The following is a 25,415-nucleotide window of genomic DNA, read 5'->3' on the forward strand; positions in this document are numbered from 1 at the left end:
TCAAATTAAATTCACGGAAACTTTATGAATAACACCGTTTTTGCTATTTACAACAAATGACAGGGCATTTACTATTAGAGTGACATCAGGAGAAACGGGGATTGGGGATGAAAACAAGCAGCAAGATTGTTTTGGTTTTATCATTACTTTTTAATTTGGCCATTGTTAGCGGAGTTGGCGTTTATGTTAAAAATAACGGTTCAGCCGGTGTCCGGGCAACAATCAGCGAATTGCTGAATGGACAAGCAGAAATACATGCTCAGGCGGACAGTTATGTGCCGAACAGCCATCATCTCAACCGCAGCTCGACATTTGACATTATGCCGCCTGAAGAAAATGCGATCGTTTTTTTAGGGGACAGCATCACCCAGCGCAATGAGTGGGCAGAACTGTTCCAGCATAGCAGCATCAAAAACAGGGGCATCGACAGTGACCGCACGTATTCGATCGTTCACCGGCTGAATCCTGTCATCAAAGCAAAGCCGGATAAAGTTTTTATAATGGTGGGAATTAACGATTTAAGGGAAGGGCGGAAGGTTGCTGATATTACCGCAGACTATGACATGATTCTTTCCCGTTTGAATAATGGTACTCCAGATACTGAGATTTTCATCCAGAGTGTCCTCCCAGTGAACAACACGACATTTTATAAAAGGACGGACAACCGTTATGTAAGGGCACTGAATGTGGCATTGAATGACCTTTCAGATAAATACTCAGCCGTCTTTATCAACTTATATCCGCAGTTTTTAGCGCCGTCGGGAAAAGAATTGAATCCAGATTTTACGTATGATGGACTTCACCTGAATGGAGAAGGGTACCTTTTGTGGAAACACATGATTGAAGAGTATGTTACTGACGAACGAACGGCCGGGTAGCACCCGGCCGTTCGTTTTTACACATCAATTAAGGAGTTTCAGCAGCACGGTGATCACGGCGGAAATGCCCAGGAACCCATACATGAAGTATCCGATGATCCGGATTCCGAGCGGCAAGGATTTCATGGCAGGGCGGGAAGAGGGATAGCCTTCAATCTTCGTCAAATGGCCGGTGGCATCATTGAAAGAGTTTTTTTGGCCCATTAGTTATGCACCCCTTCTATGTAAAATACTGTTAACTTATTATATCATGCCAAAGCCAGGATTGGTTATGTGACCTTTTCAGCAGGGTGAAGCCATTATAAAAAATGAAAAACAAACTTTTTTCATTTTTCCGTGTCTGCCCGTTTACATTTTTCCAATAATGCCATATACTACGCAGTAGATACTCTTTATTTCACCAAAAGGGAGGTATGTGTTATGGAAATTGCAGAGATGATGGAACCTATTGTTAATTTCATAGCACAGCCTGCCGCGAAATAGAGGGGTTGCACGTTATTGTCAGTGTCATGATGAATCCTTTTATAGCCGTGGGCTGTGTCGCCATGCACGCCGACGGCCTTTTTTTGTCCAATTTTCCGGGACTGCGCCTGCGCGCAGTCTCTTTTATTGGTTTGGAAGCGCTGCCTGTATTCAGCTGTGTTTCCGGAGATCCATTTATTTCAAGGAGGAAATGACATTGATAAAAACGATTGAACAGTACGGTTGGAATGAAACATGGAATACACATTTTGAACAATATGAAAATGAAGGTTATATACCCGGACGGGTGGCACTGGAACATAAGAGAAGCTACCGTGTCCTGACTATGCACGGTGAACTGCTCGCTGAAGTATCGGGCCGGATGCGGTTTGAAGCGGGGGAGCGGGAAGACTTTCCTGCCGTTGGCGACTGGGTCGCTGTTTCGGCAAGGCCGGATGAGGGGAAGGCGACGATCCACGCGATATTGCCGCGGGCGAGCAAGTTTTCGCGTAAAGCGGCGGGACGGACGACTGAAGAGCAGATTGTAGCTGCAAATGTCGACACCATTTTCCTTGTCAACGCTTTAAATCAGGATTTCAACGTCCGCAGGCTTGAGCGTTATCTCGTCATGGCGTGGGAGAGCGGAGCAAATCCGGTGATTATTTTGAGCAAAGCAGACTTGTGCGATGATATTGCTGAGAAGGTCAGGGAAGTTGAGGCAGTGGCTTTCGGTGTCCCTGTGCATGTCATCAGTGCTGTTGAAGACAGCGGAATGGAAGAGCTTGATTCCTATCTTGCAGCCGGCAATACTGTTGCGCTGCTCGGTTCTTCAGGTGCCGGCAAGTCAACCCTGACAAATCGGTTGTTCGGAAGTGAAGTTCAGCTTGTAAAGGAAATCAGGGAAGAGGACGGCCGCGGGCGCCATACGACAACCCACCGGGAGCTGATTGTGCTGCCGGGCGGCGGGCTTGTCATCGATACGCCGGGCATGCGGGAACTGCAGCTGTGGGAAGCGGATGAGAGCCTTGGCACAAGCTTCAATGATATCGAAGAGCTTGCCGGGAATTGCCGGTTCCGGGACTGCAGCCACAATTCCGAACCGGGATGTGCGGTAAAGGCTGCGATTGATGACGGGTCGCTTGAAGAAAAACGCTATGAATCGTATGTGAAGCTGCAAAAAGAACTTGCTTTCCTTGAGCGGAAAGCAGACAAGAAAGCCCAGCTCGAAGAAAAGGAGAAGTGGAAAAAGATTGCCGGGGACCGTAAACGGTTCCACCAGAGATAGGTTAAGAGGAGCTGCCCTGGATAAGCGGGGCAGCTCTTATTTTTTGTTAAATGTTTTATAGTAGGATTCTGTCTCAGTCCGTACGGTACATCCGTTTCTTTGGAATACCTTTTGCATTTTCGTGTTGGCCCGGTGGGTGCCGCCTGCATAGTGGGAGGCTCCCATTTCCTTCAGTTTGCCAAGGGACTGTCGGTGGATTTCAGCGCTTTTTCCAGTGCCCCTTGACTCCGGAAGCAGTCCGAAATAAAACAGCCTGCCTTCGTCAATGGTGCCCGGTTCGATGTGCGGCATGGAGATGGCGATTGCGTTTCCATCTTCATAAATGGCATTGCATGTCCTTTTCCAGTCAGGCCCGAGTTCGCGCCTGACGGATTCCAGGTGCTCCGCAATCGGCAGGGTCGACGGTGCGTTATCGGAGCCTGACATCGCCTGTTCCCAGAGCGACATGAATTTCTCTTCAGTCAAGTTCTTGTCTTCGAGTGACCTCCACTCATAGCGGTCCGGCGCATTTGCGTCAACGTTTTTCAGATCCAGGTATACTTCAACCCGGGATGCGTAATGTTTAAATCCGGAAGCCTTGAGCATTTCTGAAAGGGCTGGAAAATATGGAGTCTTTGCATTGAGTAGAAACCCTATCCGTTTTACATCCAGTTTTTCGGTGTACTCCATCAGTTCCTGGAGCTTGTTTTCATACGCTGCTTTTGTAAAATTGGTTATCGGCCGCACTTCTTCGATTTGGATTGATATCGGCAGGCCGTTGAGAATGTTGAAAGAATCGCCGAACAGTCTTTTTATTGTGTTTGTTGGTTCCATTATAATCACCTTTGTATTGATTGTTTTTATAGGTGGCTGTGGTTTTAAACCATTACATTAATATGAAAGTGGGCGTGGTTTAAGTTCTCGTAATGTGGGCTTCCCTCTTCATGTGGGGATAAAAGCCGGGTTTAGGTTCCTGTATTTTCTTTGTTGAGTTGATTAAGGGTACTGAATGTTGATTCATTGCTTGTAATGCTGAGTTAGCTTCGATTATAGGGACTGAATTCCGATTCAGTGCCCGTAATGCAGCCTCCGTTCACCATTAGAGGCACTGAATTCTGATTCAGTGCCCGTAACGCAGCCTTCGTTCCCGATTAGAAGCACTGAATTCTGATTCAGTGCCCGTAATGCAGCCCTCGTTCCCGATTAGAGGCACTGAATTCTGATTCAGTGCCCGTAATGCAGCCTCCGTTCCCGATTAAAGGCACTGAATTCTGATTCAGTGCCCGTAATGCAGCCCTCGTTCCCGATTATAAGCACTGAATTCTGAATCAGTGCCCGTAATGCAGCCTCCGTTCCCGATTAGAAGCACTGAATTCTGAATCAGTGCCCGCAATGCAGCCCTCGTTCCCGATTAGAGGCACTGAATTCTGAATCAGTGCCCGTAATGCAGCCTTCGTTCCCGATTAGAAGCACTGAACCCCTATTCAGTCCCTGTAATGTAGTCTTCCTGCATTATAGGCACGGAAGCCGTGTTCCCGTGCCTATAAAGCATCCTTGTCCTCCATTATAGGCACGGAAGCCGTGTTCCCGTGCCTATAAAGCATCCTTGTCCTCCATTATAGGCACGGAAGCCGTGTTCCCGTGCTTATAAACCATCCATGTTCTTCATTATAGGCACGGAAGCCGTGTTCCCGTGCTTATAAACCATCCATGTTCTTCATTATAGGCACGGAAGCCGTGTTCCCGTGCTTATAAACCATCCTTGTTCTTCATTATAAGCACGGAAGCCGTGTTCTCGTGCCTATAAAGCATCCTTGTCCTCCATTATAGGCACGGAAGCCGAAATCCCATGCTTATAAAGCATCCTTTCCCATCACTATAGGCACGGGAACAGTATTCCCGTGCCTATAATTCCCTCATTGACCTGATTACAGGAACCGACTCTCCGTTCACTGCTTCCACAAAACACACTGAACCCTCTTTCAGGTCCAGAATGCTGTCTGTACAAAAAATATAGGCGTTAAAATCGATACACCGCTCAGATCCAATCCTCATGAGGCATACCCGCCCCTAAATAACTTCTCCACTATAAATCAAAGCCCCTTGTTCCGTCCTTTCCACTCCCTCATTCTACTTTCACGTGCACCGCCTGAATAGCATTATATCCATATCCTTTCCGGTTCCAAAAGGCCTCTGCCGGCTGAGTCCTGCCGGCGGAGTCAGACGCCCTGGCCCTGATTTCATACTCCCCGGGTTCTCTCACTTCCCAGTCGATGCTCCACTTTGTCCAGGCGTACTGTTCATTTGCCGGTTTGCTTAACCCTGCCTGATTCCATGTCTGGCCGCCGTCCAGGCTGATGTCCACTGCTGTGATTTCTCCTTCACCAGACCATGCAATCCCTTTGATCTCATGTATGCCGGTATTCAGAATTTCGTAGTCCAGCGGTTTTTGGATGATTGAATTGACATGAGTTGTCGTTACAGGAAATTTGTCCCAGTCGCTGTCGGGGTGGGGATAATAGTTATAATCGATTGACTGGAAGGGTCCCTGGAACTTATGATCGATGACCGTTATTCGTTTCACCCATTTTACCGAGGACATAGCGTACCATTGCGGGACGATAAGGCGAAGGGGGAATCCATGCTTAAATGAGAGAGGCCTGCCATTGTATTCATAGGCAAGAATCGTGTCTGGATGCAGTGCTTTTTCAACCGGCAGGCTGCGGGCAAAGGGAACCGTTCCATCCATATCTGTCCGTTCTCCTTTATCCCATCCTTCAAAAACAACCTCTTTGGCTGAAGATGACAGACCTGTCATGGAAAAAAGATGATGCAGCGGCACTCCTGTCCAGCGGCCCTCTCCGATTGCGCCGTCTTCCCATTGCTCGCCGAATACTGCCGGCTTGAAGTTTGCCCGTTTATTACCTGCACATTCCAAAACAGCTGTAATGGTTTTTGAATGCATGGAGTGGAAGTCCTGATAGCGGAACAAGTAAGGCTGCCGGACAAGCCCGCTGATAAGCAGATGTCCGGCAGGGCTCACGTTTTCCGGGTAAGCGAAATGGTTGCGCCGGTAAAAAAGCTTCCCGGGAATATGATCACTGTGCAAGAAATGAATCGGCGCCTCCTGATTTTCCGGATGAAGGCTTCTTGTTGTTAAGTAAGGCCGGATCTTTTTCATCTGAATTCCTCCCTCTGGCATTTTATTAAGGAAGTCATTTTTATATGAGTGAGCAGGTGGAAGAGATTGCTTAGAGAAAAAAATGAAAATTTTTAAAAAATTCTCTTGCGTTTAAAGCGCTTTCCATTGTAAAGTGGTAAAAACAATGATCAATTGAATAGTCTGACCGACACTTATCAAGAGAGATGGAGGGATCTGGCCCTGTGATATCTCAGCAACCAGCCTGAAAAGGCCCGGTGCTACGTCCAGCCAGGCAGAAGCCTGGGAGATAAGGGGAAATACATGAATCTGTAAAGCCTCTTCTTCCAGAAAAGGCTTTTTTTATTATATTTACTGTTTGCTGCGTTAAAGCGATGAACGTTTTCGGATAGTGGCGGCAATTCTGGCATTTCCATCATGACAACAAGGAGGAGAACGTATGGGACAGCATACAGATACAATTTTGGCACAGATCGGCAACAGGACAGATGAAAAAGGGGCAGTCAACCACCCTGTTTATTTCTCGACTGCATACCGGCATGAACAGGTCGGACAGACGGGCGGCTATGATTATACACGTACCGGCAATCCGACGAGGGAAGTGGCGGAAGATGCGATTGCCCGTCTTGAAAATGGGGATGAAGGATTCGCGTTCAGTTCAGGGATGGCAGCGATACAGGCCCTCATTTGCTTGTTCGCGCCTGGAGACGAATTGCTTGTATCGGCCGATTTGTACGGCGGCACATACCGGCTTTTTGAAACGAGCTGGAAGCAATACGGCATCAACATACAATATGGAAAAACAGTTGAGGATTTTGCGGAAAGAAGAACGGCAAACACAAAGGCGGTTTTCCTGGAAACGCCGACGAACCCGTTGATGGAAGAAGTGAGCATCAGGGAGGCGGCCGAGTTTGCGAAAGAACACGGGCTGCTTTTGATTGTCGATAACACTTTTTACACGCCGATCCTGCAAAAACCGCTCGACGAAGGGGCGGATATCGTCATCCACAGTGCGACGAAATATCTTGGCGGTCACAATGATGTACTGGCGGGTTTGCTTGCAGTAAAAGGGGAAGAAATTTGCGGGCAAATCTGCAGCTACCAGAACACGAGCGGCGCTGTCCTGTCACCTTTTGATTCCTGGCTGCTGGCGCGCGGGATGAAGACATTATCGCTCCGGATGGAACGGCATGAATACAATGCCAAACGGATTGCGGCGTTTTTGGCGGAACGGGAAGAAGTGACGGATGTCCTTTACCCGGGGCGCGGCGGCATGCTGTCGTTCCGGCTGGAAAAAGAAGAATGGGTGGAGCCGTTACTGCAGCACCTCCGCTTGATCACTTTTGCGGAAAGCCTCGGCGGCCCGGAAAGCTTCATCACGTACCCGGCCACACAGACCCATGCGGATATCCCGGAGGAAATCAGAACCGCTAACGGGGTCTGCAACAGGCTGCTCCGCTTCTCCGTCGGGATTGAACATGTATATGATTTGATAGACGATCTTGAACTTGCTTTCAGCGGCATGAAAGAGGCAAAGGCGGTCCAATAAAAAGGAGAGGAGTGGGAAGCATGGGATTTTTGAAAGATTTACAGGATGGTATTTTAATAGGTGACGGGGCGATGGGAACTCTGTTATATACGAACGGAATCAGTACCTGTTTTGAAGAATTGAATGTCACGAAGCCTGACGATGTGCTGAATGTCCATAAAGCGTATGTGAACGCCGGCGCGAATGTCATACAGACGAACACATACGGCGCGAACCGCATCAAGCTCGCCCGGTACGGACTGGAAGACAAAGTTTCGGAAATCAATACAGCGGCAGCAAAACTCGCCAAACAGGCAGCAGGGGAAAAAGCATACGTGTTAGGCACCATCGGCGGCCTGCGCGGCATCCGGAAAAGCGAGGCATCACTGGCAGAAATCAGGGCCAGCTTTACTGAGCAGGCAGAGAGCCTGTTGAGCGAGAAAGTTGATGGTCTTCTCCTTGAAACGTATTATGATTTTGAAGAGCTGACAGAGGTTGTGAAATTGGCGCGCAAAACCACTGATTTGCCGATCGTCGCCCATGTTTCCCTGCACGAAGCCGGCCGGCTGCAAAACGGGATGAGGCTTGCAGATGCGTTCGCTGAACTAGAAAAACTTGGCGCTGATGTGATTGGCCTTAACTGCCGTCTCGGCCCTTATCATATGATTCAGGCGCTGGAGCAGGTGCCGCTCCCTGAGCAAGCGGTCCTGTCGGTTTATCCGAACGCCAGCCTGCCGGATTTTGTGGATGGGCGGTTCGTGTATGAAACCGAGACGGCGTATTTTGAAGAGGCGGCCCGTTCATTCCGCGAACAGGGTGCGCGATTGATCGGAGGCTGCTGCGGGACGACGCCTGAACATATCGAAGCGATGGCCGATGCCTTAAGAGGGCTTGTGCCTGTGAAACATAAAGAAGTGATTCTTCCGGAAACAGAAACGGAACCGCCTGCTCATACATTGATAATCGACCGACGCCGCAGGTCTCATCTGCATGAAGCGGTGCAAAGCAAGCGCTCGGTCATTGTTGAACTGGATCCGCCGAAACACCTGGAAACGGAGTCGTTCATCGAAGGGGCCCGGGCGCTCAAAAAAGCAGGCATTGACGCGCTGACAATGGCCGATAATTCACTGGCTTCCCCGCGCATCAGCAACATGGCTGCTGCAGCGATTTTAAAAGAGCAGGTAAAAGTCCGGCCGCTCGTGCATGTCGCATGCCGCGACCGCAACCTGATCGGAACCCAGTCCCATTTGATGGGATTGCATATGCTTGGCATTGACCAGATTCTTGCTGTTACGGGTGACCCGGCCCGGGTCGGCGATTTTCCGGGTGCTTCATCCGTTTTTGATGTCTCCTCATTTGAATTGATCGAATTGATGAAGAAAATGAATGAAGGCTATTCGTATTCGGGGCAGCCGCTGAAGGAAAGGACGAGGTTCTCCGTTGCGGCCGCTTTCAATCCGAACGTGAAGTATCTTGACAGGGCGGTGGATCGGCTCCGCAAAAAAGCGAGAGCAGGTGCGGACTACTTCATCAGCCAGCCGGTCTACAGCGAGAAGCAGCTGATTGAAGTCCATGAAGCGGTAAAGGATCTTGATGAACCGGTATATATCGGCATCATGCCGCTGACAGGCGCCCGAAATGCTGAATTCCTCCACAATGAGGTCCCGGGGATCAAGCTTTCCGATGATATCAGAAGGCGGATGGCCCTGACAGAAGGCGATAAGGAAAAAGCAAGGCAGGAAGGCCTCGCCATATCCAGGTCGCTGATTGACGCAGCTTATGATTTATTCAATGGAATTTATTTGATCACACCGTTTATGCGGTATGATTTAAGTGTCGAATTGACGGAATATATCCATGAGAAGGACCGGTTGAAGAAGGCGGAAAGGGAGATGACACATGGCAGATAACACAGCATTGTTTCAGCAGCAATTGAAGAAAAAAATACTGGTCATCGACGGGGCAATGGGAACGATGCTCCAGGATGCGGAGCTGACCGCGGAAGATTTCGGCGGGCCCGAATTCGAAGGGTGCAATGAAATCCTGACGGAGACCCGGCCGGATCTTCTTCTCCATATACACCGGACATATTTGAAGGCAAAAGCTGATATCATCGAAACGAATACGTTCGGTGCGACAAGCATTGTCCTTGCTGAATACGATATCGCAGACAGGGCTTACGAGTTGAATGTGGAGTCGGCAAAGCTTGCCCGCCAGGCAGCAGACGAATTCTCGACTGATGAGTGGCCGCGTTTTGTCGCGGGATCGATGGGCCCGACAACAAAGACACTGTCCGTAACCGGCGGCTCGACGTTTGAAAAAATGGCCGATGCATACGAAGAGCAGGCCCGCGGCCTGATTGACGGCGGCGCCGACCTGCTTTTGCTTGAAACGAGCCAGGATATGCTGAATGTAAAAGCAGGTTTCAACAGCATTGCACGGGCATTCGAAAAGACCGGCAAAAAAATTCCGCTCATGCTGTCCGGAACGATTGAACCGATGGGGACGACGCTTGCAGGACAGAATATCGAAGCATTCTATCTGTCAGCCGAGCATATGGAGCCTGTTTCAGTCGGATTGAACTGTGCGACAGGCCCGGAGTTCATGACGGATCACTTGCGGACACTGTCAGGCCTTGCGACTGCAGCAGTGAGCTGTTACCCGAATGCCGGGCTGCCTGACGAAGAAGGCCATTACCATGAGACGCCGGAATTGCTCGCCAAAAAACTGGCGGCTTTTGCGGAAAAAGGCTGGGTGAACATTGTCGGCGGCTGCTGCGGCACAACACCCGCGCATATCGAAGCGATCGCAGAAGCGGTAGGTGAGTATGAGCCGCGGCAAATCCTCGATCATACCCATGGCCATGCTGTTTCCGGAATTGAGCCGCTGGTATATGACGAATCGATGAGGCCGCTCCTTGTCGGTGAACGGACGAACGTCATCGGCTCGAAGAAATTCAAGCGGCTTATCCGCGAGGAAAAGTTCGAGGAAGCATCTGAAGTCGCACGGGCCCAGGTGAAGGCCGGCGCCCATGTTATCGACGTATGCCTCGCTGATCCCGATCGGGAAGAGGTCCAGGACATGGACCGGTTCATCCGTGAGGTTGTCAAAAAGGTGAAAGTGCCGCTCGTAATCGATTCAACTGATGAAGATGTCATTGAGCGGGCCCTTCTCCATTCGCAGGGCAAGGCGATCATAAACTCGATCAATCTTGAAGACGGGGAGGAGCGGTTTGCCGCTGTTGTCCCTCTTTTGAAAAAATACGGCGGTGCGGTCGTCGTCGGAACAATTGATGAAGAAGGAATGGCGGTGACAGCTGAACGGAAACTTGAAGTCGCCCGCCGTTCCCATGATCTGCTTGTCAATAAGTACGGCCTCCAGCCATCAGACTTGATTTTTGATCCGCTTGTATTTCCGGTCGGAACAGGAGACGAGGAATATATAGGATCGGCGGAGGCGACAGTTGAAGGCATCAGGCTCATTAAAGAAGCACTGCCGGAGTCACTGACGATCCTGGGTGTAAGCAACGTATCTTTCGGCCTTCCTCCGGTCGGTCGTGAAGTGCTGAATGCAGTTTACATGTACCATTGCACAAAAGCGGGCCTTGATTATGCGATCGTCAATACGGAAAAGCTGGAGCGCTATGCTTCCATTCCTGAAGAGGAAGTGAAGCTTGCCGATGACCTGCTTTTCAATACGAATGACGAGACCCTTGCTGCGTTCACGGCTTTTTACCGCGGGAAGAAAAAGGAATCGAAGGTGCAGTCTGAATCGCTGACGCTTGAAGAAAGGCTCTCTGCCTATATCATTGAAGGAACGAAAGAGGGCTTGTATAAAGATCTTGACGAAGCGCTCGAAAAATATGAAGACCCGCTTGATATCATTAACGGGCCGCTGATGGACGGGATGGCCGAGGTAGGCCGCCTTTTCAACGACAACCAGTTGATTGTGGCCGAAGTGCTTCAGAGTGCCGAGGCAATGAAAGCGGCCGTCAGCCACCTTGAACCGTATATGGAAACGAATGATAACAGTTCGTCCAAAGGAAAAGTGCTGCTTGCCACCGTAAAAGGGGACGTCCATGATATCGGCAAAAACCTCGTAGATATCATTTTGAGCAACAATGGCTTTAACGTTGTCGATCTTGGCATTAAGGTGACGCCTGCAGAGCTGATCGAAGCGATCCGCAATGAAAAGCCGGATCTGCTCGGCCTTTCCGGACTGCTCGTCAAATCGGCACGGGAAATGGTCATCACCGCCCAGGACTTGAAGGCGTCGGGAATCGAACTGCCAATTCTTGTCGGGGGCGCAGCTTTATCCCGGAAATTCACGGACGGCAAAATCGCTCCGGAATACGGAGGCCCGGTCATTTATGCAAAGGACGCTATGCAAGGTCTTTCCCTTGCGAACGACCTGCAAAATGAAAGCAGGCGCGCCGGTTTGCTTGAACAAATTGGTGAAAGGCAGAGCCGCCAGGCCGCAAAGGCTCCCGCGGCAGCATCCGGATCTGCGACGGCCGTCGCTGTAAAAACGAAAAAGGCTGATATCGCCGAAGCACCTGTTTACGTCCCAAAGGACACAGACCGGCATATTTTGAAGGATATTCCCGTCGCGCACCTGCTTCCCTACGTGAACATGCAAATGCTGCTCGGCCATCATCTCGGTTTAAAGGGAAAAGTCAATGAGATGCTCGCCGATAAACACGAAAAAGCGGTCGTACTGAAAGAAGTGATCGATGGTATTCTGGCCGAGCATGAAGCGGAACCTATTTTTGAACCGGCCGGTGTGTATCAGTTCTTCCCGGCCCAGGAAGACGGCGACACTATTTTCATTTATCAGCCGGACGATCATGCAAAGGTTCTCGAAACCTTTGAATTTCCACGCCAGAACAAGCCGCCGCATCTGTGCCTGTCCGATTTTCTCCGTGGAAAAGGGAGCGGCACGATGGATTATGCCGGCTTTATGGCGGTCACTTCCGGCCGTAAAGTACGAGAGAAGGCCGAAGAATACAAGGCGAACGGCGAATTTTTGAAAAGCCATGCCGTCCAGGCGCTTGCACTTGAACTGGCCGAAGGCTTCGCGGAACGGATGCACCAGCTGATGCGCGATCAGTGGGGCTTCCCGGACCGTCCGGATATGACGATGCAGGAGCGGTTCAGCGCCAAATACCAGGGCCAGCGCTTTTCATTCGGATATCCGGCCTGTCCGGATCTGGAGGACCAGGAAAAGCTGTTCAGGCTTATCACTCCTGAAGATGCCGGCATCGACCTGACGGACGGTTTCATGATGTCACCGGAGGCATCGGTGTCAGCGATGGTATTCGCCCATCCGCAGGCGAGATATTTTAATGTGTTGTAGAGCTGAAAAGAGGAGGGTTCCTGCACATGATTGCTGCAGGAACCCTTTTTTTATTTAGATAAAGCAAAGGGAATTGTTGATTGGCTCAAATGAAATCTCACAGGTTTCCGTGCCCATAAATGAATTGATGTGCAGTTCTGCTTATCCTAGAATAGCACCTCATGAACTGCTTCGTTCACTAAGACGGCATAACGAAGCCATAGATAAGCGAAAAACAACAAAATTGCTGCGTTAACTGTTACAGTGATTAGGATATAATTTTTCTTCATCGGATGATCACCCATGAATTTTTCGCTTAACAAAATGACATAGGCAGCAATAAAAAACGGAGCAATGACAGCGGCAGCCAATACCCAGCGATTAAAGTGTTCCATATATGTGTCCAGAATAGCTAGGCTTTCCTCTTCATTACTTACATCAGAGTTCATAACAGTCATGGGATTGTTGAGGCCCTCATAAATGACCAGCTGGTCCTGCTCTGTTATTTCATAACGAATATACTGAAAATCAAAAACAAAGAAATAGATTCCAACTAACATAATCAAACTAATAAAAAAAGTGGAGAACCACGCAAGCCTCTTTGATTTCACAAAGGCGCCCCTTCCCAGATGAATTGACTTAAAATTCAGTTGAACATCCTACCGCTTTAAACCGAGCCTTCCAGCAAATCAACACGCTGGCTCTCCAGGTCCTTAAGATCTTTTTCAACATTTTGCTTAAGGGTTCCGAGGTCGCCAAGCAGTCTTCCCACCTTGTCTTTCTGCTCTTCGATTTCATCAAGGGCTTTATTAATCTTCCCCTGGACAAGGAGGTCGCTGAAAAAGTCATCAAAGAAATAGTCTGCGAAGGTAAGAAGTCCGGAAATATCAATCGAGAGATGCAGTTCCTGATTGATATCGATCAATTCTTTTTGGAAGATCCGCATGTCTTTCTGGGCTGCATGGATGGTGTCTCTGGCATCATTGATATGGTTGTGTTTTACTGCAGTTGACAGTAATCCGCCGCCAAGCAAGTCGAATGTACCCCAATTTTTCGCTTTATAGAGGGATTCTTCTGCAAATCCGAGCGAGGACATGACGTTTTCGCCTGCTGTCACCGCTTCTGAAATTTCTGTTTGCAGTGCCTTAAACTCGGCGGCCTGGTCATTGATGCTGTGCAGTTCTTCGGTAAGCGGGGAATTGCTGTCGGTGATCGCTTCCTCGATTTCTTCCAGCACCGTTTGAACGTCCAGCTCAGCCTGTTTAACCGATTCCAGTATACTTGCAAGCTGCTCGATTTCCTCTTCAATCTCTTTTACCGCGAGTGTTGCCTCATCGTACTTCACCCGTGCAGCAATCGCTTCCTGCTGCTCTTTTTCAAGGCGTTCCTGCTTCGATCCCGAAATCGCAGCCACAAGATTTTGCAGGCTCATACCGGTAAGCTTATTGACATCTTCCTCTTCTTTCTCGAGCTGTTTTCGCTGTCGGGCAGCATCGCCTTTTTTGATTTCCAACTCCTGCCGGTAGCTTTGCAGCTGTGCTTCCCATTTTTGTTTATGCCGTTTTTTGTCTTTGGCAGCTTCAAGCTGCTTGTTTAATTGTTCTATCAAGTTTAGCCCTCCTGTCTTTTTTCAGTTGATTGCGTGACTGCGGTAAGTTCTATGGCTTATGTAAAACGTTCGGCTAATCTGTGTGTCAAAAAATATAAGCAGCGGAATTATGGAAACGGACGACAGCCAAGATGACCCCACATTATTCCAATGCTATACGGAACCAAAGTCCAGAGACCCGAAAACCGGACTTTACCAGACTAATTCGCAAACCACACCCGCCGCCAAAAAGCCGCTTTCCTTTTCCATACGAATCAGCCCCCAAAATGTTCCAGCATTCCAGCAAAAAAAAAAGCACGCCTCCTTCATCGGAAAGCGTGCCTTATCTTATTTTTCCTGCAAATAATTGGCGAGTTTCTCGCGGTATTCTTTTCCGCGATCTTTTTTGATCTTTTTAAATTTCTCGAGAAGATCGTCTCCTGTATATCCTTCTTCGATCAGGTCGCCAAGAAGGATATCTGATACGTCTTTTTTATCCTGGATCATAACTGCATCAAGGAGGACGCTTATATGCTCTTCAAGCTTAGTGATTGACCTGAGCCTGGCCACAAATGCAGCAGGAGGGTTATCCCTTTTGGTGATGGTGACCTCCACTTTCAAGTCGCCGGCCTCAAGCTCATTTATCACATGGGCAACATCTTCTTCCAGGGCAAGGGCTTCGATGAGCCATCTGTGATTGGCCTCTTCTCTATTAATAATCAAACCGTCAACCAGGGGGATTTCATGAAGTTTTGATTGGGTCCCTTCTTCAGAAAGGATAAAAAAGGATTTCAGTTTGAATGTTTTCATTCCAATTTTCTCCTTTTTAAATGAGATTCCGTATTTCTATTCTTCCATAAGTATATAGCGGATAAACATAAACATCTAGTACTTTTCTGATTTGGGAGAAAGCATTGTCCCCCAGCCGGGTTGGCGGGCAGGCGAAAACAGTCGTCCAGTGCGGGCAGGGGCTGCAACGGCCGAAGTCAGGCTAGCTGAAAAGCGGGATTTTCGATTGGATGTCAATTAGCTTTTACATTCGGCCGCCAAACGGGTGTCGGGAACAGCAAAAATATGTAACTTTCAAGAAAAAGTCCATTTCATATGATTAAGCAGAGCTTTTAGGTAACAAAGAGTCCTCTTCCTTTAATAATGGGCCCAGGAATGCTTGTTCTTATCCAAGCCAGCTGGGTTGCTATAATAAGACAATATAAATAAAACCGTTTGGCTGTTAAAACTCTTGCGTTTTTGTTTGCTATTCAAACGAATAGTTATGGTGTTAAGCAAACTGTGTTTTAGTATATTATTCACCTGTTATATACATTTTCTACTCAGTATTGGAACAACTTACATATAGGGGATAAGGCTTTTTTATCACATATAGAAAATATATAATAAGAGAAAGACATGTCACGATTTGGACAGGCGCGGCAAATGCACGAGGTCGGGGAAAACCCGGGCAGTGTTGCCGGTATTGCCATGGTGCAGCTGTCTGTTAGGATGGCTTGAAGGAGAGGTTCTATGAAAGATCATTCATTATTTGCGGAAACATTTTACCAGTCCGGCGTTGGACAGGCGCTTTTATATATGGACGGAAGCATTGCTGATGTGAATAATGCATTTTGCGAGTTTACAGGTTATTCGAAAGAAGAAATTAAGGAATTGGGTGTTTTCGGGATCACATATCCGGATGACTATGATTCGGATGAGGAGCGGTTTGCGATGCTCCGCCGGCAGGAAATCAACCATTACCAGATGGAAAAGAGGTATCGCAGAAAGGGCGGCGGCTTCAGGTGGGGGCTGCTGAATGCTTCCATCATTCAAGATGGGACAGACGGGGAGCCTTTTATTTATTCACAGGTGCAGGACATCACCGAGCGGAAAAAGATGCTGCAGGATCTTGAAGAAAGTGAAGAACGATACCGCAGTCTTGTTGAGCATGCACCGGACGGCATTTTTGTCCATGATGAGCGGTTTCTTTACGTGAATCCGGCGTTTGCCCGGATGCTTGGTGCCGGTTCTCCCCATGAGATTGAGGGGCTGCAAACGTCTTCCTTTTTCACAAAACCGGAACGCGTACCAGTGCGCAGACAGCCGGAAGAATTTCCGAACAGCAGCCTTGAACCGAAACGATTCGAAACAGAGCTTGCAGCGGTTGACGGTACTTCAATTGAAGTTGAAGTGACAGCATTCAACACACACTTCAACGGGCGGCCGGCTGTGCAAGCCATTGTTCGTGATGTGACGGAACGAAATAAAATGAATCAGTGGCTGCAGCGTTCTGAAAAACTGTCAATGGTGGGGCAGCTCGCCGCCGCAGTAGCCCATGAAATCCGAAATCCGCTGACATCGGTGAAAGGGTTCATGCAGTTATTCAAAGAGACAAAGACATACAGTGACACGTATACAGATATCGTTTTCGAGGAATTGGACCGGGTCGAAACAATCATCAATGAGTTTCTCACACTGGCAAAACCGAAGGTAGATATCCACTTTGAACAGACAAGTCTTGCGAGGCTCATCAAACAGGTGGTCACATTGCTGGAAACACAGGCCCAACTGGATAACCATCAGATCATGTGCGACATTGACCCGGATATGGAGGAAATTGAGTGTGAATCAGGGTTATTGAAGCAGGTGCTCATAAATGTTATAAAAAATGGACTCGAGTCACTTGATGCAAAAGGGACAGTTAGGGTGACAGCGGTTCAGGCAGATGAAAAAACAGTGAAAATAGAAGTAACTGATAATGGCTCCGGTATTCCAGCCGATAGGCTCAAACACATCGGTGAACCGTTTTATTCAACAAAAGAAAAAGGGACAGGACTCGGCCTGATGACCAGTTATAAAAACATTGAGATTCATAAAGGATCACTTGGAATCGAGAGTGAAGTCGGGGAAGGGACGAAGGTTACGATTGTACTGCCGGTCGACCAGAAGCAAGATGAAGAATTCAAGGAGTAAGCCGGTTTCAAAGTGAGGGGTGCTGCAAAATCCTGGAAATCCTGCTTAACAGTATAGGCAAACCCGGCTGATATGCTGCATATAAAGAAAACCCGCCGATTGGCGAGCCTTCCGGCGTCAGCTATATTGAGAAAATTTGGCGCTGCCTCGAAATATTTCCCTGCTGGTGGAAATAAAGGACCTTCCACTCGGAAGGTCCTTTATTGTTCATCTAGAGCAGACTGTGTAACATATCAGATAAACTGCAGGTGCGGGGCACCATACCGGCCAATCAAGAACCTGCAGAGTGGGACGATTTGGAAGGCCCGATTGTTCGTGTGCGGGCAGCGGGCGTTTTGATAAAAATTCCAAACGGTTTGCCCACTGGTATTATCACTTTGCCAAAGTGGGTGTTCAGGACACTAGCAGCAGAACCGTAGAAGCTGAATAAGGCGATCAGCAGTTCTGATACAGCTGCCAGTTGGTGCATCGCCTCAGGTGCAATGCCTAAAGTGGAGAAAGCAAGACCGATAAATAGGAAATCAATTAAGACGAAAATGATAAATAAGACTTTGTGTGTTTCCATAGCGCCAACTGTCATAAATAAGCTGAAGATCAAGTAGCCGATAAACGCAATTCCCAATTGTCTGGAATCAACGGCAGCAGCTGCCGCCTCGCCGAATACACCATACTCGATCAGCCATGATGTGCCGATACCGAGCCAGAAAAGGCCGAATGCCCCAAACGCTGTTGTGCCGAAAGTGTTATTATGCTTCGCATCATGAAAGCTTGCGAATAGCTGAGCAAGTCCTCCCAGGAAAATGGCCCACGGTAAAACGAATGAAACCCCGTCTGTCCATCCGAGTTTTGCGGAGGATGCTACAAGGGTAACCATAGCCAGCCCGAAAAGACCGAGTGCAGAAGGGTCTGCTGTTGTGATTTGAATCCGCTGAGTGGTTTGTGATTGATTCATGATGTTAACTCCTTCTCAATGTTATTGATAGAATCTGATAAAAAAGCAGCCAGCGAGTCTCTTGTTTCCTGTTCTCTGCACAAAAACAAAGATTCCTTGTCCGCGCAAAAATGTGTCAGACTGGTGAAATTATCATTCTGTCTCCTTTTTTGCTGAGCGGAACCTAATAAAACCGCCAGTGAAAAAAGTGAAAGATGGACTGGTGCATAACGGGGGAAAGACCACCTGGACCGCCCCCCGCTTGGTTTATGGGATGGAATGGTGTTCATTCCGAAGATTTCCGCCTGAGAAAAGGCCTCTTTTTTATCCGGTTTCATTTTACACGGGTATGAATACGTTCACAACAGAAAATGTTATCCAAATATAATTTTAGAATAAAGGGAATTCTTTAATGAATTTAGACTATTCACTCGAGAGTCATAAAATAAGCCAATATGTCTTTTGGAAGAATAATGAGTGAACAACTTACTTTATGGTAAAAATACAATAATTAAATGAACCATTAACCTGGTTCCGATGGGTTTTTCCGAGTCTGTGGGAATAGGGAGGACAGCCCTTCTAATCATGTCTTAGTCTGCCTCAAGCCAGAAGACCTTGAGAATGAAATGGGAGATATTGATGAAGAAAGTATGAATTAGGGATTATCCTGCAATAAAACAATTATTGGACAGGGAAACATTTAATCACACATTTTCTTATTCTATTCTCGAAGGAATCGTAAACGGTTCCGTTTATACAGACAATGCCAATGACCCGGGATGTGCCGTCTTTCAACTTTCAAATGGGATTCACCATCTGATAGGCGACCCCGGCTTAGCCCATATGGTGCAGCCCTTGATGGAACAGCAGCTCACCGGAAAATCGCCTTTCGTTCTGTTTGCTGATGAAAAATGGGAAACCGCAATCGATGGCTGGGGTCAGCATAAGAAAAAGATTATACGGACAGGTTTTATGTTCGATCAGGGTGTATTTGATCAATTGGCGCTTCCGCAAATCCCTCCTGGATATACATTAGGGCCGATTGGGGAAAACCAGATAAAAGAGAGCACCCAGTATCCGGAGAAATTTTTTGATTTATATTGGGAGGGCACAGAGAATTTTCTGGAAAAAGGAATTGGGCTGTATTTGGCCGACAGCAAAGGCAAAGTGGTCTGTGAGGCGGTTTCGGCCTATTGTACAAATGATTACGGGGATCCGGATATTTTCACGGATATAGATTCCCGTGGAAATGGATATGGAAAGATGGTCGTCCATGCATTTATCAGGGAATGCTTAAAACGGGGCCGGCACCCTAAATGGGAATGTGATGAAGAAAATGCGGGTTCGCAGAAACTGGCAGAGAGTCTCGGGTTTTATAAAATTGGCAAGCATCCATTATATGTATGCTAAAATAGAATAACAGGAAACTGAACAGGCATTCATTCAAGGAGGAACAGCTGTGAAGATTATCGATCGGGACGGGCTCACCATGGTCCAATCACGGGTATCCAGTTTCAATGTGGGGATGACCGTATACTACTTTTTTATAGACGGACTGCTGATTGACACCGGTCCCTCTCGTCTAAGAGGGGATTTCATCCAATTTTTCAACAGCCGTAAAGTCGAACAGGCAGTTTTTACCCACCACCATGAGGATCACACCGGCATGGCGGCCTGGCTGGAACAAAACACGGCTATTCCGCTTTACTTGCACAAGACCGGCCATCCGCAGGCGGAAATGGATGCCAGGCTCCCGCTGTACAGAAGGCTGTTCTGGGGAAAGAGGAAAGCCTTTCGTCCGCAGAATGTGCCGGGAGTGATTGAAACGGAACGGCATCGTTTTGATGTCATCCATACGCCCGGACATGCCCATGACCACGTGGCTCTTTTGGACAAGGAAAATGGAAGGCTATTCAGCGGAGACCTTTATTTGAGCGGCCATCCGAAGTCGATGTTTGCCTTTGAATCTGTCCCCGAGATGGTAAAGTCCATTGAAACCCTACTCCGATATGATTTCGATTATCTCATTTGTTCACACTCCGGATTCATAGAAGATGGAAAAGAAGCGCTCCGCGAGAAGTTGAATTACCTGACAGCTATACAGGAAGAAGTGAAAGGATTATATGAACAGGGGGTTCCGCCCCGCCAGATCAAAAAGCAGCTTTTTCCGAAAATCTCACCCCTCAATATCGTTTCTTTCTTTGAGAACTCACCATACCATATCGTCCGTTCGATTACGGAAGGACTGAAAAAAGGCTATTGAAGGCAGCATCAGCAGAACAGTTGCATTTTCTGCTATGCTGCTTTTTACATATAAGGCCCTATTGTATTGATACTTGCCGGGATTGATTTTCAGTGAAGTTTTTCAAAAAAAGGATTCCCACCGTGCCATGCCTAATATTGTAAGTGAAATGAATTTCAAGGAGGAAATGATATGCGCCTGCAATCAACGATGAAAGACCGCAGCCGGCTGGCGATCACGATTTACAACGATAATTTCGGAGTAGTCAAAGAGACGAGGAATGTGAACGTAACAAATGAAATCACGGAAGTCCTTTATCTCGATGTAGCCGAAAAAATTGAGACAGATTCGATACTGGTTGATGGATTGAAACTGCTGGAAATGAATTATGACTATGATCTTGTCAGCAAAGAAAAATTGCTGGAAAAATATCTTGATCAGCATGTCTATGTAATGGAGAAAGAGACAAAAGCTAAGAAGGAATACCGGCTTCTCAGTGTCAGCAGCGGGCTGGTGCTGGAAAACGTTCAAACAAAGGAAATCGTTGTTGATCCGGAAGGTGAATTGATATTGCCCGGGCTTCCGGGGGAATTGATCGTCCGGCCGTCGCTCATCTGGAAGGTCGTCCCGCAAACGGCTGCGGAAATCAATGTCTCCTACTTGACGAAGGGTCTTGATTGGATTGCCGACTATGTACTGGAACTCGGTGAGGAGACGTTCAAGCTGGCGGGATGGGTCACAATCGACAACCATTCGGGAACGACATATGAAGATGCCCAAATCAAGCTGATAGCGGGGGATGTCCGCAGGGTCGAAGAAGATGATGATCTCGACTATCCTGTGCTGTACGAATCAAATGTGAAAATGAGTGAAGAAGGGTTCACCGAAAAAGCATTTGCCGACTATCATATGTACACACTGCAGAGAACGTCCACATTGAGGAACAATCAATCAAAGCAGGTGAATTTTCTTCAAGCTTCCGATGTACCTTTCAAAAAATACTATGAATATACGAGACATTATGATGGAGCAAGAATTACGCTTGAGTTCCGGAACACGCCGGAGGCAAACCTTGGCATGCCCCTTCCAAAAGGAAAGATAAAGGTATATCAGAACGATCCGGATGACCATTCACTTGAATTTTCCGGAGAAGATGCAATCGGGCATACCCCGAGGAATGAGGTGGTTCAGCTTTATCTTGGCGACGCATTTGACATCAGATGCGAGGGCTGGAAAGCAGACAGCTGGAAGTCAGTTGAAGGGTACGGGTATGAAACGTATGAATACAACATCCGAAATCAAAAAGATGAAGCTGCACTGATGAAAATCACCCATCACATCTATGACAGACACTGGAAAATGGTCGATACAAGCCATGACTACGAGAAGGAAACCGCCTCTGCAATCGTGTTCTGGGTCAAAGTGCCAGCAGCTTCTGAAGAAACGGTTACCTTCAAGTACCGCACAGATGACAGGGTTACAGTGAAAGTGAAAAAGGATGAATAAGAAAAGGCCTCTGCTGAGTACTTTCCTTTTTTAATGCGGAACCAACGGGATAGGGTGCGAATTTGCAGACTTAACTGCAAAGGGATTTGGTCTTTGTTTTTTGTTAGATTACAGATTACTCCGGGATTAGATATAAGTATGGAATGGGGATATATTTTGCGGAGAGGCGCTGAATTGATATTCAGTGCCTGTAATTGTTTGGCGATAAATATAGGTACGGGAAAGAGTGTTTCTGTGATTTTGATGGGGCAGGAACCAGGAATAGGGGCACTGAATGTGGATTCAGTGCTTATAATTTGAACCAGAACCTAGAATAAGGGCACTGAATGAAGATTCAGTACCTATAATTCGTGCGGAACCCGGATTACGAGCACTGAATGAAGGTTCAGACTCCTATAATTCGTCTGAAACTAGAAATACGAGCACTGAATAAAGATTCAGTGCTCCTTTAATTCGTGCGGGACCTAAAATATTAGCATTTAACACGGATTCAGCGTCTATAACTCATTAGGAACCTAAAATATTAGCACTGAACGAAAACTCAGTCCCTCTATCCCCGCATACTGCGACCATTCACTTTCTGCCGGGCTGTTTAAACAAAAAGAGATAGTTTCCGAGGAAAAAACCGAGAAAAAGAATAAGTCCAGCAATGGAGAGAAATGTAATGCCTTCCTCATAAAAAGCAGCACCGCCCGCCGTCCCGAAAAGCAGGAAGGTGCCGAGCAAGTATATCGTTTTCGGAAGCTGTTCGAGCATCACGAGCACACCTGCTGCAAACAGGACATACAGAAGCAGAACAAGCCTGGTAAGCAACAGTTTTTCTGGAATATATACGATGCTGAGCACCAGCAGTGTTCCGGCTGCCAGATGGATGAGCAGTGTGAAGATTAGAGCAGATCCTTTCATTTTTTCATCCCCCGTTCGAAGACAGAGTCTTTTAAATACTATATTCTATTTTTCCCCGATATTTCCCTGGTCGGCAAGAAATGTTTCAGAAATCTAACAATCTCATTAAAAAGTTAAAACTGCCTATAGTCGTATACCTGCCACTCAGGTATACTAAAAATTGACACATTTTGCATCTGTTCTGTACAGCTGCAAAGATGAGAGATTCAGTAAGGGAGGAAAAGCTGTGTATTGTCGGTCTTGCCGAAAGAGTTACGATGGGAATGCTTCTTTTTGCCCCCATTGCGGTGCAAAGCTGGATAAAGAAATAGCGCAGCGAAGCCAACTTAAAGAAAAGAACGGACTTTTCAAGTCACGTATTTTGGTATGGTTAATGCCTGTAATCAGCCTGCTTTTAGCAGGGGTAGGCTTATTTTACTATTATTCGTACGAAAAAAACATAAATGAAGAAGTTCTTGCTCTTTTAACTAAAGCTGAGGCTGCTGCGCTTGAAGGAAACTATGAACAGGCTGAGAAGCAATTACAGAAGGCGGCCGCGAGCCGTCCTGAATTTGAGCCTGTGAAAGAGGATATGGCAGCCGTCCAGGCCGCAATCGGTTTTGAGAAAGAGCTGGCAAAAGCGGCAGCACACATTCAAAAAAAGGAATATGATGAAGCATCTAATGTGCTGTCCGATCTGAAAAAGTCGCTTGATAAGGACAAGGGCATGCTGACTGAAGAATTTTATGTGAAAATCGCTGATTCTGAAAGCAAAGTGACAATCGGAAAGATAAAGTCCGAGCTGCAAGACCTGGAAACAGTCGATGAGCTGTCAGTAAAACTATCGGCGATCTATACGCTTTCTTCCGAGGAAGCAAACGCAGTCAAGCAGGATATTGTTACCCGAATCATTGATATAAGCATAAAGGAAGCAGCGGAAAAACTGAAAGCAAAACATTTTACCGAAGCGGAAAGCATAATCAACCGGGCGATGCAATACGCCGGCAGCCAGGAAAAACTCGTGACATTCAGTCAGAGGATACAAAGTGAACAGCAGCAGTTCGAACAGGCTGAACAAAAGCGGCTGGAAGAAGCGATGGTGGCTGCTGCACGTGAAGAAATGAAAAACCGGAACGAAGCGGTGAAGGTTGAAAATATCAAGGCGGAACTTGATGAATACGGTGACTTGACAATCACCGGCGAAGTGAAAAATACGGGCACACGGCCAGTCGAATCTGTAGAGGTCGCTTATTCTGTCAATGATAACGAAGGCAACTTCATCGGTGAGGACGCCGCAGTGGTTTACCCGCATTCCATTGAGCCGGGTGAGAAAGGTTTTTTTGAAAAACGTTATTACGGTGTTTCAAAGGATATTAACGCTATCAAAGAAGCTGAAGCAGTCATTGATGATTTATCCTGGGTCGTCAAGTAAGAAGGGGATGGATTATGGGAAAGTGGATTCCAAGCATCATCGCCACATTAATGATCTGGGGCGGAGGCATCGCCATTTTCCTGTACTTGAATGATGAATTGCCATCACAATTAAGTGCAGAGGCGAAGCTTGCTGAACCTGTAAACACTGGTGAAATCGAGTCTTCTGAGAAAAAGGATAAGGCACTTAAAGAAATCATCTTTGACAGCCAAAAACGGGTCATGATGATTGAAGTTGAGGAAACCGGATCGATCGGTTCAGGGTTTTTATATAATGAAAAAGGCGATGTCATCACTAACGCACACGTCGTCGACGGGGCCAGGACGGTCAGCGTCAAAACAGCCGATGCCAATGTCTACGAAGGTACGGTAATCGGAATCGGGGAAGATAAAGATGTTGCACTCGTGAGGGTTCCTGATCTGGCTGGCGGTGAACCTCTGGAAATTAAGAAGAATGCACGCGCCGAGCTTGGAGACGAAGTTCTGGCCCTCGGAAGCCCGTTTGGCCTTCAAAATACTGTGACGACCGGAATCATAAGCGGAACGGACAGGGACTTTGAGATTTACCCATATAAATACGAGGATGTGTACCAAATTTCCGCAGCGATTGCTCCCGGAAACAGCGGCGGACCGCTGATCCTTAAAGAAACCGGCGAAGTGATCGGCATCAATTCAGCTGAAGCTGAAAAAGGAACAATCGGCTTCAGTGTCCCGATCATCGACTATATGCCGATGATTGAGAAATGGTCAAATGAGCCGATGGGCGATGTGCCGGAGACTATCCAGTCCCAGACAAGCACCGGTCCTGCACCTTCAGACCAGCCTGCTAAAACGGATGGCGAAATCGGCGGTCTCGCACGCTACCTCGTTACGTATTTTTATGAAAGCCTGAACTACGGAGATTATGTCACAGCATACTCCCTTCTTGGCAGCAGCTGGCAGGCGAGTAATTCCTATGCGGAGTTCCGGGAAGGCTACATTCCGACAAAGAGTGTAACGATTGATAATCTTGATGTCTCGGTAAACGGAAATAAAGCAAAAGCAGTTGCAGTCATTTCAGCGCTCGAGCGTACAGATGGAAAAGAGCAGTACCGCAAATACCGGGTCACTTATGAAGTCGGCTATGAAAATGACCAGGCGAAAATCCTGTCAGGTGACGGTGAGAAAATCGAGTGAGGTATTTATTTGGGTTTTTTAATAACATATGAATTTGTCAGCGCCTGGATTGATTTAATCCAGGCG

The 25,415-nt window shown here is 47.5% G+C and carries 19 protein-coding genes and 1 riboswitch; of the genes, 11 read left to right on the top strand and 8 right to left on the bottom strand.

Annotated elements, in window-relative coordinates; genetic code table 11:
- The first annotated feature begins 107 nt into the window (after nucleotides 1-107).
- Nucleotides 108-878: a GDSL-type esterase/lipase family protein gene (locus A4U59_RS14940; protein WP_070121298.1), complete on the top strand. Its 771-nt coding sequence runs from the start codon at nucleotides 108-110 to the stop codon at nucleotides 876-878.
- Nucleotides 879-902: 24 nt separating this feature from the next.
- Here A4U59_RS14940 and A4U59_RS14945 read toward each other — a convergent pair whose 3' ends face one another.
- Nucleotides 903-1,082: a hypothetical protein gene (locus A4U59_RS14945; protein ID WP_070121276.1), complete on the bottom strand. Its 180-nt coding sequence runs from the start codon at nucleotides 1,080-1,082 to the stop codon at nucleotides 903-905.
- Between the two features lie 469 nt (nucleotides 1,083-1,551).
- Between A4U59_RS14945 and rsgA the strand changes: the two genes are divergently transcribed.
- Nucleotides 1,552-2,625 (top strand): ribosome small subunit-dependent GTPase A, encoded by a 1,074-nt coding sequence (gene rsgA, locus A4U59_RS14950; RefSeq protein ID WP_070121277.1) that lies wholly within the window; start codon nucleotides 1,552-1,554, stop codon nucleotides 2,623-2,625.
- 36 nt (nucleotides 2,626-2,661) lie between these two features.
- Here rsgA and A4U59_RS14955 read toward each other — a convergent pair whose 3' ends face one another.
- Together A4U59_RS14955 and A4U59_RS14960 are read right to left on the bottom strand one after the other, a co-directional pair.
- Entirely contained in the window at nucleotides 2,662-3,438 is a 777-nt protein-coding gene (locus A4U59_RS14955) for an N-acetyltransferase (protein ID WP_070121278.1), read from the bottom strand.
- 1,291 nt (nucleotides 3,439-4,729) lie between these two features.
- Nucleotides 4,730-5,785, bottom strand: coding sequence for a sulfite oxidase (locus tag A4U59_RS14960; protein ID WP_070121279.1), 1,056 nt, complete (start codon nucleotides 5,783-5,785; stop codon nucleotides 4,730-4,732).
- 170 nt (nucleotides 5,786-5,955) lie between these two features.
- A riboswitch (SAM riboswitch) is annotated at nucleotides 5,956-6,060 on the top strand.
- Between the two features lie 143 nt (nucleotides 6,061-6,203).
- On the opposite strand from A4U59_RS14960, the gene A4U59_RS14965 reads away from it, so the two are divergent.
- The 3 genes from A4U59_RS14965 to metH are packed head-to-tail and all read left to right on the top strand — an operon-like array spanning nucleotide 6,204 to nucleotide 12,647.
- The gene (locus tag A4U59_RS14965; RefSeq protein WP_070121280.1) at nucleotides 6,204-7,313 is read left to right on the top strand and encodes a methionine biosynthesis PLP-dependent protein; all 1,110 of its coding nucleotides are present in this window, start codon (nucleotides 6,204-6,206) and stop codon (nucleotides 7,311-7,313) included.
- A gap of 20 nt (nucleotides 7,314-7,333) precedes the next feature.
- Nucleotides 7,334-9,202 carry a bifunctional homocysteine S-methyltransferase/methylenetetrahydrofolate reductase gene (locus A4U59_RS14970; protein ID WP_070121281.1) on the top strand — a complete coding sequence of 623 codons (1,869 nt, stop codon included), beginning with the start codon at nucleotides 7,334-7,336 and terminating at the stop codon, nucleotides 9,200-9,202.
- Nucleotides 9,192-12,647: a methionine synthase gene (gene metH / locus A4U59_RS14975; RefSeq protein ID WP_070121282.1), complete on the top strand. Its 3,456-nt coding sequence runs from the start codon at nucleotides 9,192-9,194 to the stop codon at nucleotides 12,645-12,647. The genes A4U59_RS14970 and metH overlap by 11 nt, the downstream gene beginning before the upstream one ends.
- A gap of 146 nt (nucleotides 12,648-12,793) precedes the next feature.
- Here metH and A4U59_RS14980 read toward each other — a convergent pair whose 3' ends face one another.
- The 3 genes from A4U59_RS14980 to A4U59_RS14990 all read right to left on the bottom strand — a co-directional run bounded on the left by A4U59_RS14980 (nucleotide 12,794) and on the right by A4U59_RS14990 (nucleotide 15,024).
- Entirely contained in the window at nucleotides 12,794-13,237 is a 444-nt protein-coding gene (locus tag A4U59_RS14980; RefSeq protein WP_070121283.1) for a hypothetical protein, read from the bottom strand.
- 56 nt (nucleotides 13,238-13,293) lie between these two features.
- A complete protein-coding gene (locus tag A4U59_RS14985) occupies nucleotides 13,294-14,235 on the bottom strand; it encodes a hypothetical protein (RefSeq protein ID WP_070121284.1) in 942 nt (313 codons plus the stop codon).
- Nucleotides 14,236-14,562: 327 nt separating this feature from the next.
- Complete coding sequence (locus A4U59_RS14990; RefSeq protein WP_070121285.1) at nucleotides 14,563-15,024, bottom strand: YwpF family protein; 462 nt, start codon at nucleotides 15,022-15,024, stop codon at nucleotides 14,563-14,565.
- A gap of 711 nt (nucleotides 15,025-15,735) precedes the next feature.
- Here A4U59_RS14990 and A4U59_RS14995 point away from each other — a divergent pair.
- The gene (locus A4U59_RS14995) at nucleotides 15,736-17,178 is read left to right on the top strand and encodes a PAS domain S-box protein (protein WP_070121286.1); all 1,443 of its coding nucleotides are present in this window, start codon (nucleotides 15,736-15,738) and stop codon (nucleotides 17,176-17,178) included.
- A 271-nt stretch (nucleotides 17,179-17,449) separates the two neighbouring features.
- Here the strand turns inward: A4U59_RS14995 and A4U59_RS15000 are convergent, their stop codons facing one another.
- Nucleotides 17,450-18,130 (bottom strand): acetate uptake transporter, encoded by a 681-nt coding sequence (locus A4U59_RS15000; RefSeq protein WP_083270869.1) that lies wholly within the window; start codon nucleotides 18,128-18,130, stop codon nucleotides 17,450-17,452.
- 663 nt (nucleotides 18,131-18,793) lie between these two features.
- On the opposite strand from A4U59_RS15000, the gene A4U59_RS15005 reads away from it, so the two are divergent.
- From A4U59_RS15005 to A4U59_RS15015, 3 genes are all read left to right on the top strand, one after another.
- Complete coding sequence (locus A4U59_RS15005; RefSeq protein ID WP_070121287.1) at nucleotides 18,794-19,519, top strand: GNAT family N-acetyltransferase; 726 nt, start codon at nucleotides 18,794-18,796, stop codon at nucleotides 19,517-19,519.
- Nucleotides 19,520-19,568: 49 nt separating this feature from the next.
- On the top strand, nucleotides 19,569-20,372 hold the full coding sequence (locus A4U59_RS15010; protein ID WP_083270871.1) for an MBL fold metallo-hydrolase: 804 nt from the start codon (nucleotides 19,569-19,571) through the stop codon (nucleotides 20,370-20,372).
- 171 nt (nucleotides 20,373-20,543) lie between these two features.
- Nucleotides 20,544-21,857, top strand: coding sequence for a DUF4139 domain-containing protein (locus A4U59_RS15015; RefSeq protein WP_070121288.1), 1,314 nt, complete (start codon nucleotides 20,544-20,546; stop codon nucleotides 21,855-21,857).
- A 573-nt stretch (nucleotides 21,858-22,430) separates the two neighbouring features.
- Here the strand turns inward: A4U59_RS15015 and A4U59_RS15025 are convergent.
- Nucleotides 22,431-22,763 carry a hypothetical protein gene (locus A4U59_RS15025; protein ID WP_070121290.1) on the bottom strand — a complete coding sequence of 111 codons (333 nt, stop codon included), beginning with the start codon at nucleotides 22,761-22,763 and terminating at the stop codon, nucleotides 22,431-22,433.
- A 373-nt stretch (nucleotides 22,764-23,136) separates the two neighbouring features.
- On the opposite strand from A4U59_RS15025, the gene A4U59_RS15030 reads away from it, so the two are divergent.
- The gene (locus A4U59_RS15030; RefSeq protein ID WP_070121291.1) at nucleotides 23,137-24,174 is read left to right on the top strand and encodes an FxLYD domain-containing protein; all 1,038 of its coding nucleotides are present in this window, start codon (nucleotides 23,137-23,139) and stop codon (nucleotides 24,172-24,174) included.
- 14 nt (nucleotides 24,175-24,188) lie between these two features.
- Nucleotides 24,189-25,349 carry a S1C family serine protease gene (locus A4U59_RS15035; RefSeq protein ID WP_070121292.1) on the top strand — a complete coding sequence of 387 codons (1,161 nt, stop codon included), beginning with the start codon at nucleotides 24,189-24,191 and terminating at the stop codon, nucleotides 25,347-25,349.
- The last annotated feature ends 66 nt before the right edge of the window (nucleotides 25,350-25,415 follow it).

The sequence above is a fragment of the Bacillus marinisedimentorum genome (assembly GCF_001644195.2).
Taxonomy (GTDB): domain Bacteria; phylum Bacillota; class Bacilli; order Bacillales; family Bacillaceae_O; genus Bacillus_BL; species Bacillus_BL marinisedimentorum.

Coding starts and splice junctions, on each gene's coding strand:
- A4U59_RS14940 (WP_070121298.1), top strand. CDS start 108: ATGAAAACAAGCAGCAAGATTGTTTTGGTTTTATCATTACTTTTTAAT.
- A4U59_RS14945 (WP_070121276.1), bottom strand. CDS start 1,082: ATGGGCCAAAAAAACTCTTTCAATGATGCCACCGGCCATTTGACGAAG.
- rsgA (WP_070121277.1), top strand. CDS start 1,552: ATGACATTGATAAAAACGATTGAACAGTACGGTTGGAATGAAACATGG.
- A4U59_RS14955 (WP_070121278.1), bottom strand. CDS start 3,438: ATGGAACCAACAAACACAATAAAAAGACTGTTCGGCGATTCTTTCAAC.
- A4U59_RS14960 (WP_070121279.1), bottom strand. CDS start 5,785: ATGAAAAAGATCCGGCCTTACTTAACAACAAGAAGCCTTCATCCGGAA.
- A4U59_RS14965 (WP_070121280.1), top strand. CDS start 6,204: ATGGGACAGCATACAGATACAATTTTGGCACAGATCGGCAACAGGACA.
- A4U59_RS14970 (WP_070121281.1), top strand. CDS start 7,334: ATGGGATTTTTGAAAGATTTACAGGATGGTATTTTAATAGGTGACGGG.
- metH (WP_070121282.1), top strand. CDS start 9,192: ATGGCAGATAACACAGCATTGTTTCAGCAGCAATTGAAGAAAAAAATA.
- A4U59_RS14990 (WP_070121285.1), bottom strand. CDS start 15,024: ATGAAAACATTCAAACTGAAATCCTTTTTTATCCTTTCTGAAGAAGGG.
- A4U59_RS14995 (WP_070121286.1), top strand. CDS start 15,736: ATGAAAGATCATTCATTATTTGCGGAAACATTTTACCAGTCCGGCGTT.
- A4U59_RS15000 (WP_083270869.1), bottom strand. CDS start 18,130: ATGAATCAATCACAAACCACTCAGCGGATTCAAATCACAACAGCAGAC.
- A4U59_RS15015 (WP_070121288.1), top strand. CDS start 20,544: ATGCGCCTGCAATCAACGATGAAAGACCGCAGCCGGCTGGCGATCACG.
- A4U59_RS15025 (WP_070121290.1), bottom strand. CDS start 22,763: ATGAAAGGATCTGCTCTAATCTTCACACTGCTCATCCATCTGGCAGCC.
- A4U59_RS15030 (WP_070121291.1), top strand. CDS start 23,137: ATGCCTGTAATCAGCCTGCTTTTAGCAGGGGTAGGCTTATTTTACTAT.
- A4U59_RS15035 (WP_070121292.1), top strand. CDS start 24,189: ATGGGAAAGTGGATTCCAAGCATCATCGCCACATTAATGATCTGGGGC.